Source organism: Flavobacteriales bacterium (genome assembly GCA_013001705.1).
Taxonomy (GTDB): Bacteria; Bacteroidota; Bacteroidia; order Flavobacteriales_D; family JABDKJ01; genus JABDLZ01.
Genome location: JABDLZ010000103.1, coordinates 1 through 8,895, shown reverse-complemented (window position 1 = coordinate 8,895; position 8,895 = coordinate 1). Strand labels below are relative to the sequence as shown.

Below are 8,895 nucleotides of genomic sequence, written 5' to 3'. Positions count from 1 at the left end.
GGCCCAAGCTGAAGTCAGTGCTTCTTCGGCATCTTCACCTTGGAGTTGTTGTCCAACATCATAGGCCACGCCTGAGCGATCGGCCGTATTGAGGATCACCCGTTGGTCTCCGGAAACTACTTCCACTTTACCTAGTGTGCGATCCCAGAGATAGCTGTTACTGCCGGCAAAGGTCCATTGCACATATCGGGTCTGATCCCAGGCATCTACATTGCAGGCATCCAAGATCCGTTGGGCCAACTGCTCTGCTGCAGGACCTTCCTGCCCCGTGGGCATGTCCATGCCTTGGCTTTCTCTGAGATAGAAGAATGCTCCTATCCCGATGACCAGGATGACAGCAACGATTTTGAGAATTCTCTTCATAGCGATCCTATTACCACTCTTTACTATTCGGTCCGAGCCAGTGCCCATGGAGTCGGAGTAATTGTTCCAGTATATCTCGGACACATCCTTCACCTCCTTTGCGGTACGAGATATAGTCGCTCACTTCTTTGACGGCATCAGTCGCATCTTGAGGACAACAGGCCAGTCCTACGATTTTCATCACGGATCGGTCAGGGATGTCATCTCCCATGTACAGTATGTGTGTGGGGTCCAATTCATGCTCTGAGATATATTGATCGAATACCGCGAGTTTATTCTGTGACCCCATGAATACGTCCTGCACTCCTAGGCCGAGGAATCTCTCACGTACGGCTTCTGAACGACCTCCAGTGATTACAGCGATGCGATAGCCGCTCTTCACAGCAAGCTGCAGGGCATAGCCATCCTTGACATTCATCTTGCGCATGGGCTGTTGCCCTTCGATAAGGTAGAGTGTATTATCGGTAAAGACTCCATCTACATCGAAGATGAGGGTCTGTATATCCTTAAGTTTCTCTTTATAGTTCTTGGTCATTCTTCTCTTTTATGATCGATCGTGAGATGGCCTCATAGACATCCTTGAAATGAGGATGATCCGCTAAGAGCTTCATCTGTTTATCCATGGTCAGGTCATCTTCACGAACTGCCGGTCCGGTCTGACTCTCGATGGCAGGGCCGCTATTATGTAAGGTATGCTCCATGAGGTCTTGGAAGATGCGCCTGTCCAAGGCTACCTCAGCGCAAAGGACATCGGCCATATGAAGCAGGTGATTACTGAAATTGTTGAGTATGACTGCGATCAAGTGGGCCATCTTCCTGCGTTGACTGTCCATTTCCACGGCTTTGGCACCAAGAAGGGCGATGAGGTCCATGGCGCGTACAGATGCATAGTCCGAGTCGGATTCCATGATGATATTCATGTCATGCCAAGTCATCTGCTGGCCCTTGGCGATAGACCGAAGGGGCCAGATGACGGCTCTACTCCGTTGAGGGAGTACACTCAAGGGTGTCGATCCCGAACAGTGGACGACCAGTGCCGAGGTCTTGGGGATAGATCGAGCAGTTTCATGGATAGCGTCATCACTCACTGCGATCATAATTATCTCGACCTCCGGATCGAGATCCTTGGGTGCGTCTACATAGGTCGCCTCCAGGTCACGAGCAAGGGCTGCACCTTCTCCCGGGTTACGTGAGTGTACTTGGCGGATTTCACACCCTTTTTCCTTCAGTCGTCTACCGAAAGTGTATGCTACGTTTCCCGAACCGATTATGATGACCCTAGGCATGGCCGTGAAAATAGATGAATATGAAGAGATAGCTAACCCGGTCCCAAGGAGAGAATGTACTTATCTAGGCTCGCTATCTGTATGCTTCAGTGGGCTCCAGAGTTCGTTCGGATTGCCATACTCCCTCTCCACTCGAGCGATGCGTACACTATAGCTGGTATACCATTCCTTGCTCCCTCGTTGCTTTGCGAGTATGTGATCCACATCCTTACTCCATTGGTGGATGGAATCCAGATCTTTCCAATAACTGATGGCGATTCCCAGCCCATCCCGCACTGCATCCTGATGAAGGAATCCTGCATAGGTCTTGGCCTTCTCCATGAGTAGGTCGTTCGTTGAAATGTAGTCATCCTCGACCTCGCTGCGAAGGGAGGTGAAGATCACTGCGAAATATGGGGCGGAGGGTCTCATTCAGATAGTGTATTCTGGAACTCATCGATCCTTCGATTCATGTACCTGAACCAAAGAGGAGGGACCAACGCAAAGAGCATCATTCCCGGGTATCCCGTAGGCATCTGGGGGCTGGTTGTAAGAGAATTCAGCAGTTGATAGTGTTTGTTGGCCTTGTAGTGATGGTCAGAATGTCGAGATAGCTCGAAGAGTACCACGCGTCCGATCACAAAATCCGAATTCCACGAGTGGTGGTGTTGGACACGCTCATATCTCCCATTTTCTTTCTGCCTGCGCAGAAGGCCGTAGTGTTCGATATAGTTCACAGTCTCTAAAAGGACTATACCTAGGATGGCCGCAATTAGAAATGCTATTGTCGCCATCAGCCCGAAGACTCCAAAGATCACCAGTACAAGGAGGATCTGTGCAATGGAATACTTGATCATCTTGTTCTGGACGTGAAACCAAGAGAGACCTTTTCGTTGGAGACGTGCAGCTTCCAACTCCCAGGCTTGTATGTAGCTTCCGATATGGGAACGGATCCAGAAGGAATAGACGGGCTCATTCCTACGAGCAGTGGCAGGGTCTGAAGGAGTGGCTACATTGAGGTGATGGCCATTGTTATGGTAGGGGATGAAATGATTCTCCAATGAGGTCAGCATCAGCACTTCGCCTAAGAAATGATCCCAGCCCGGACTTCGATGCCCCAGTTCATGTCCCACATTTATCCCGATCACACCACACATCAGACCCATGGAGACGATACGACCTATCAAGGTGAAGGTATCAAGCCCAGGCTCTTTGATCTGTACGAGGAAGAGGATGAGTACCGTGACCTGAATGGGAACCGTGAGATAGAGCAGGTAGTCGTAAAAGCGATCCTTTTCAGCTAGGACTTGTTCTCGCTGATCGAGATTGCGTGCATCCGGTCGGATGAACAATTCTACTAGGGGTACGAGACCGAAGAAGAGGATAAGAGGAAGGAAACTAAGCACTCCATAGGAGTAAAAAGAGATGAGCACCGTGATCGGCAAAGAGAACACCGTCAGATACTTCAACTTCCTCATGATACACCTATTCTGAATGATCCGATAGGCCCTTGGGATGTACGTATCTCTATATGGTAGATACCTGTAGGGAGCGAATCCAGGGACGTGGTGGGTGACCGGCTACTTAGTACGGCACGACCTAAATGGTCGCGTACGATGAATGAAGAGGAAGGATAGAAGAGATGCACACTCTGGAATTGCGGATCATATTCTATCCAGCGGGAGAGATCGCTAGTATGTGATTCTGAGAGAAAAGAAGCACAGTCTGGAGCTTCAGCAGGTGATTCTGAAAGAGCGCCATTCTGCACCCACCAGTGTTCCCAAAATCCGCCCATACCAGTGTTCCAGTCGTTCAAGTCAAGGTATTTGCTTCCTTCCCAATCCCCTTGCACATGATAGACTTTGACGGCTGCCTGTGACCGGTCCCAGGTCAGTGGTACACCGGACTCACATGTCTCGGGTGTGATAGGTCCTTCGCAATTGGCCTGGAGGAAATACGCATTGTCATCATAGGTGGGATACTCACCGAATACACGGGCTACTCCGTTCTCATCGATACACACTGCCGTGTATTCATCACAGGCGATCCCTCGAGAAAGCACACCGTGATCGCTGGCCATACGGGCGAGAAACGCCATGTGCCTCCCTTTGCGGTCTGGATCATCATAATGAGTGTCGGTGATGGTATGGGTCAAGAAGGGGAGATCCAAGAAATCCTGAAATCCTATGGTCAAAGTGCTCGCGTAGGGATTGCTCAAAGCACTGGCCGAAGTAATTGTACCATTCTGTGCCGAGAAATAGGCACCTCCGAGTACGGCCATTCCTGCACTGGTGCCCCCTATGGGAGCTTGTTTCTGTGAGACATGTTGCTGGAGCAGCTGACCTACGGGACTGTCCCTCCAATAATCCACGTAATTCCATTGATCGCCTCCGGCCATCCAAATGGCCTCGGCCTTGCTGATGCGGTCCAGCACAAATGGATCTTCGGCTGCACTTTCATTGTTGAAGACGATGGTCTCCACGGACTGGACGTCCACTCCGAGGTCGGAGTAGAGATAGTCATTGTATCCATCACTGCCTGAAGCGCGGATGACCAGGATGTTCCCGCCACCGGACCGCTGCAAGAACCAGATCATGGCATTGTCATGTTCTGAGGCTCCACCCATCATGCAGGTGCCGGGTAGGGTGGTGGTCAATACATCGGTGGTATCGCCTGTGGGGTAATAGGTGTAGGATTGAGCAGAAAGGGAGAAGCAAGTTAACAGAAACAGCAGGGCCAAGAGCGATGATCTCATGCTACGAATTTAGGAAGCATGGACCTTTAATGAAACCGAGATGCGCCTACTCCAGAACCTTGTCGCTCTCCAGGTCCCACAGGGTCTTGGAGATGCTCTGTCCGTTCTTGAAGTAGTAGGTGCCACTCAGAGATACGACCTTGTGGTATTCGTTGGCCTTGTTTCCGATGACCACGATCCTACGGATCACTTCTTTAGAGCCTTCCGTATAGGTCTCTTCGGTCACTCCTTGAGGATATTCCTCTGCGAGCTCTGATTTCTCATAGTCCATGGGATCCTTCCCGCTAGCATAGGTCTCTTTCGCATGTTGTTCCTCGTAGTTCTCTTGTCGTTTTCTTGCCGAATTCTCTGCCAGATCCCTCTGAGTCTCCGCATGACGTTCCTTACGCCTATCGATGGACTCCGTATTGGAGACCATACGCTCTTCGGCCATGGAATTCTTCACTGAGGCCAAGTCTTCTTTGAGTTCTACGATACTTGCATACGCATCTTCACGGGAGTCATCGGCCTCTTGCGTCAGACGTCTATGGGTATCCTGGATCTCCGACTTCCGTTCGATCGTTTCATCTATTCGATCGGTGTGAATCTCGCTTCCTTTCTCTGCAATCTCCTTTCGGCTCGTACGGTAGTCAGCTACCTTATCCACGTGTTCATCATAGGTGCTATTGCGGTCATAGTATTTCTCTGAGAAGCTCTTGTACTTGGACCGTAGGTCTTCTGCGATCTCGCGATTGTCCTCGATCCTTCCTTCTTGATCTTCACTGTAGTCTCTGCTGCGGCTCCTGATACCTTCTTTGTAGTCGGCCATGTCAGAAGCGGTGTCTTTGAATTCCTCGTTGAATCGTTCCGCTGTTTCTCGTTGATTCTCCCGGTAGGCTTCGGTCTTCTCCACATTCTCATCTATCCGAGATCCGGCTCCACGTTGTAGATCCGTCTGGGTCTCATTCCAGCGCTCCTTATCGGCCGTCATTGCATCCCATTTGGCCTGAAGTCTCCTCCTACGTTCTTCGGCCATACGTGCATCGATATCCTCTTCTGAAGAGTTGGTCAGATCACTCCCTCTGACGAACTCTTCTTTCTTATCCCGTTCTTGACGCTCTCTGGCTTCCCGCTCGGCTTGGAGTCTTTCAGCTTCGGCCAATTCAGCCAAAAGTAGATCGATACGCTCTATGCGGGATTGTGGGTATTTCTCTTCGGGTTTCAATTCCCTTGCATCCACATAGATCTCTCGGGAGTCGCGATAGTCTTTCAGATTGAAGAGTTCATCAGCATCTGCGATCAGCTGATTGTAGCGGGTATCCAATTCTGCTGCCGCAGATTCCTGTTCACGCAGTGCGGCCAATGAATCTGCTTTTGCTTTCTCTTGGGCCAAGCGTTCGGCTTCATCTTGTTCTGCGGCCAATCGGTCGGCCTCTTCTCGGGCCTTACGTTCGGCCTCTTCTTGAGCCAAGCGGTCAGCTTCCGCTTGCTCTCTGGCCTTGCGTTCAGCCTCTTCCTGAGCGAGCCGTTCGGCTTCGGCCATATTCGCCCTCTGATCGGCCAGTGCGTCTTGAGCCTGTTTCAATTTGTCACTGGCGCCACGATCCTCTGGGAAGAGCGAAAGGGCATCCTCATAGGAGGCGATGGCATCTTGATATTCTTCTGAGCCCATGGATGCATCACCCTCTGCGATGTGCTCATCGAATTCTGCTTGCTTGGCGGCCAAGGCTTCTTGCTCGGCTTTACGCTTCTCATCTTCTGCCATCTGAGCGAGCATGTCTTCATAGGCCTTTTGGGCCCGGGCGAGGGCGTCCTTTGCATCGCTATTGTCCGGATAAATGCCCAGTGCACTCTCGAATTTGCTGATGGCCTCTTGGAAATCATCATCGCTCATGGCGTCCTGGCCATCCTTCATCAGCCCATCGAATTCTGCTTGTAGAGCTTGTGCGTCAGCCTCGGCTCTGCGTCTGGCCTCTTCAGCGAGGCGCGCTTCTTCGGCCAGGCGTTCGCGCTCGGCTATGGCCGCTTCAGCTTTTTCGATCTGATCGGCCGGGTAGGGCTCATCCTTCACCTCGATAGCCGCTCGATATTTCTCGATGCTCGCTTCCCATTCGTCCTTGCTGAAGAATCTATCGGCATCTGCGATCAGGGCATTGTATTGCTCTTCCGCTTCTTGAGCAGCCAACAGGGCATCACGTGCACTGGTGGCATGTTCTATCTTCTGCTGTACCGTCTCATCCCCTGGAATCACTTTGAGTGCCTGTTGGTATTCAGCGATACCTTGATCGTATTTCTCTTCTGCTACCAACGCATCGGCATTCTTGACCAGTTGATCGAATTCTGCCTGTTTGGCGGCCAACTCTGCTGCCGCTTTGGCCTCAGCTTCTAACTGGGCGATACGATCCTCTGCTTCTTTGATCCGGTCTTTGGGATAGCTCTCTTTGGATTTCAGTTCACTGGCCTGACGATACTTCGTGATGGAAGAAGCATAATCTTCTGAATCGAACAGACCATCGGCTTCTGCTATCAGCGCTTGATACTCGGCATTGAGTTCTTCCTCCGCCTGGTAGTCGTCTCTCGCTTTGACGGCATCGGCCAATTTGCTTGTGGCATCTGGATGACCAGGAATGATATCCAATGCATCCTCATAATGGGTGATAGCGGCATCGAAACTCTGTGCGCTGAGAGACTGGTCACCTTGTTGGATGAGTTCTGCTACCTCGGCCTCATCAGCCTTGCGTTTTTCTTCTGCTGCTAGAGCCTCTTGTGCTTTTTTCTTTTCATCCGATGCATATCGATCACCGGATTTTATGCCTAGAGCACCGTCATATTGGGCAATGGCATCTTTCCAATTCTCTTGTCGCACAGCGGCATCACCTTTATCGATGAATTCCTGATACTTGCGCTCGGCTTCTTGCTCTGCCAAGAATTCATCCAGCTTTTCCTGTGCATTGGCCAGACTGGTCTGGGCCTGGGCATCATCCGGTTTGATATTGACTGCACCTTGGAAATTCTCCACAGCACTTTGATAGGACTTCTTGCCCATGTCCGATTTACCATTGGCCATGAATTCCTTGAACTCTTCCTCTAGGCGCTCAGCTTCTAGGGCAGCATTCTCGGCATCTTTGGCTGCTTGATCATTCGCTCGTTCTACTTCCTTCATCAGGCGCATGATCTCAGCTTGTACCCGCTGTGTATAGGCCATGTCGAATTCGATGTTCCCTTTGGTCGGATCGTACTTACCCAGTCCGATCGGTTCATCCAGAACGGCAAAGTCCACATTCTCGAACGTGGTGAAGAGACTCATGTCCGGGTTCATAGAAAAACCGCCTCTACGGTCTTCCTCTGGAATGCCTCGTGTATCGATCTGGATCTTCTTGGCTACATAACCGGGTTTCTCGAAGATGAGGGTGTAGTTGAAATCCAGGGGAAGGAAGTACTCATACTTCCCTGAAGATGAAGTGGTCTGAGAGTCGAAATTCTTTCCATTCTGCTTCACTCGAATGGTCACATCGGCCAATTTTTTTCGCGTGAAGTAGTCCTTGACATTCCCATAGACATACAGATCAGCACTCTCTTGAGCGTGTACATCAAGGAATGAAAGGCTCAAGATAAGAGCCAAAACACTATATATCAGTGGGTTATGCCTGAACATGGGTATGCTGACCATTCCGATCGAGGACCATCAAGATCCAGACCGAATTTAGCCATATAAGTATTAACGATTTTCAAGTCACAATGTTCCACTGATCTTAAGGACTAGATTCCTTGGATTTTCGGGACTTCAACGTTGCTTTACGACTTATTATTGACCAGATGTTCAGTTACTGGGAGCAAAGAGAAGCAGCACGTCCATTCGATATCCTCATCATCGGTGGAGGAATCACCGGATATAGCACGGCTATCGAGTGCAAGATGTACCGACCGGATATCCGTGTAGGTCTATTGGAGAAGAACAACTTTCAAACGACCGCCAGTTCTAAGAATGCGGGCTTTGCCTGTTTCGGATCGGTGAGCGAGATGGTCTCGGACCTCAAGGGGACCAGTGAAGACGATTTCTGCGAATTGGTGCGTAAGCGCTGGGAAGGGCTACGTCTGCTGCGTCAACGGGCAGGAGATCAGTATATCCGATTCAATGAATCGGGAGGCTACGAGATATTTAGGGATACCGATAGTTACTCAGCAGCTATGGAAGAGGTCCCCAGGTTGAACAGACTCCTGCGCTCGATCATCGGTACGGAGGTCTTTCAGCCGGTGGATGATATGGATAGATTCGGCTTCAGAGGCGTACAGGGTATGCTGGTCAACCGCTATGAAGGTCAGCTCGATCCCGCCCGTATGATGTCGCGATTGCGACAAGTAGCCAGAACATTGGACGTTGAATATTACACCGCTGAAGTCACTTCTATCGAAGAGAAGAACCACGATGTGGAGGTCTCCGTCTCTGATGTGGTCTTGAAAGCAAGTCAGGTCATCGTGGCCGTCAATGGGCTGGCTTCGGAATTCCTGGATCTAGAAGTCAAACCAGCACGG

The 8,895-nt window shown here is 50.6% G+C and carries 8 protein-coding genes; 1 reads left to right on the top strand and 7 read right to left on the bottom strand.

Features of this window, described 5'->3' with window-relative positions:
• From HKN79_04345 to HKN79_04315, 7 genes are all read right to left on the bottom strand, one after another.
• Positions 1–363: hypothetical protein (locus tag HKN79_04345; protein ID NNC82785.1), on the bottom strand; the 363-nt coding region annotated here is incomplete at its 3' end.
• Positions 364–373: 10 nt separating this feature from the next.
• Positions 374–898: an HAD hydrolase family protein gene (locus tag HKN79_04340; GenBank protein ID NNC82784.1), complete on the bottom strand. Its 525-nt coding sequence runs from the start codon at positions 896–898 to the stop codon at positions 374–376.
• Positions 882–1,649: a DUF2520 domain-containing protein gene (locus HKN79_04335; protein NNC82783.1), complete on the bottom strand. Its 768-nt coding sequence runs from the start codon at positions 1,647–1,649 to the stop codon at positions 882–884. Before HKN79_04335 ends, HKN79_04340 begins: the two co-directional genes overlap by 17 nt.
• Before the next feature lie 60 nt (positions 1,650–1,709).
• Positions 1,710–2,060: an antibiotic biosynthesis monooxygenase gene (locus tag HKN79_04330; GenBank protein NNC82782.1), complete on the bottom strand. Its 351-nt coding sequence runs from the start codon at positions 2,058–2,060 to the stop codon at positions 1,710–1,712.
• Positions 2,057–3,106, bottom strand: coding sequence for an alkane 1-monooxygenase (locus HKN79_04325; GenBank protein NNC82781.1), 1,050 nt, complete (start codon positions 3,104–3,106; stop codon positions 2,057–2,059). The genes HKN79_04330 and HKN79_04325 overlap by 4 nt, the downstream gene beginning before the upstream one ends.
• Positions 3,103–4,383 carry a cyanophycinase gene (locus HKN79_04320; protein NNC82780.1) on the bottom strand — a complete coding sequence of 427 codons (1,281 nt, stop codon included), beginning with the start codon at positions 4,381–4,383 and terminating at the stop codon, positions 3,103–3,105. The genes HKN79_04325 and HKN79_04320 overlap by 4 nt, the downstream gene beginning before the upstream one ends.
• 46 nt (positions 4,384–4,429) lie before the next feature.
• Positions 4,430–7,972 carry a hypothetical protein gene (locus HKN79_04315; protein NNC82779.1) on the bottom strand — a complete coding sequence of 1,181 codons (3,543 nt, stop codon included), beginning with the start codon at positions 7,970–7,972 and terminating at the stop codon, positions 4,430–4,432.
• A gap of 206 nt (positions 7,973–8,178) precedes the next feature.
• Between HKN79_04315 and HKN79_04310 the strand changes: the two genes are divergently transcribed.
• Positions 8,179–8,895, top strand: a 717-nt coding sequence (locus tag HKN79_04310) for an FAD-binding oxidoreductase (protein NNC82778.1), incomplete at its 3' end; no start/stop codon positions are given.

Excerpts from the sequence above, each read along its gene's own strand:
- HKN79_04340 (NNC82784.1), bottom strand. The coding sequence starts at position 898 with ATGACCAAGAACTATAAAGAGAAACTTAAGGATATACAGACCCTCATC.
- HKN79_04335 (NNC82783.1), bottom strand. The coding sequence starts at position 1,649 with ATGCCTAGGGTCATCATAATCGGTTCGGGAAACGTAGCATACACTTTC.
- HKN79_04330 (NNC82782.1), bottom strand. The coding sequence starts at position 2,060 with ATGAGACCCTCCGCCCCATATTTCGCAGTGATCTTCACCTCCCTTCGC.
- HKN79_04325 (NNC82781.1), bottom strand. The coding sequence starts at position 3,106 with ATGAGGAAGTTGAAGTATCTGACGGTGTTCTCTTTGCCGATCACGGTG.
- HKN79_04320 (NNC82780.1), bottom strand. The coding sequence starts at position 4,383 with ATGAGATCATCGCTCTTGGCCCTGCTGTTTCTGTTAACTTGCTTCTCC.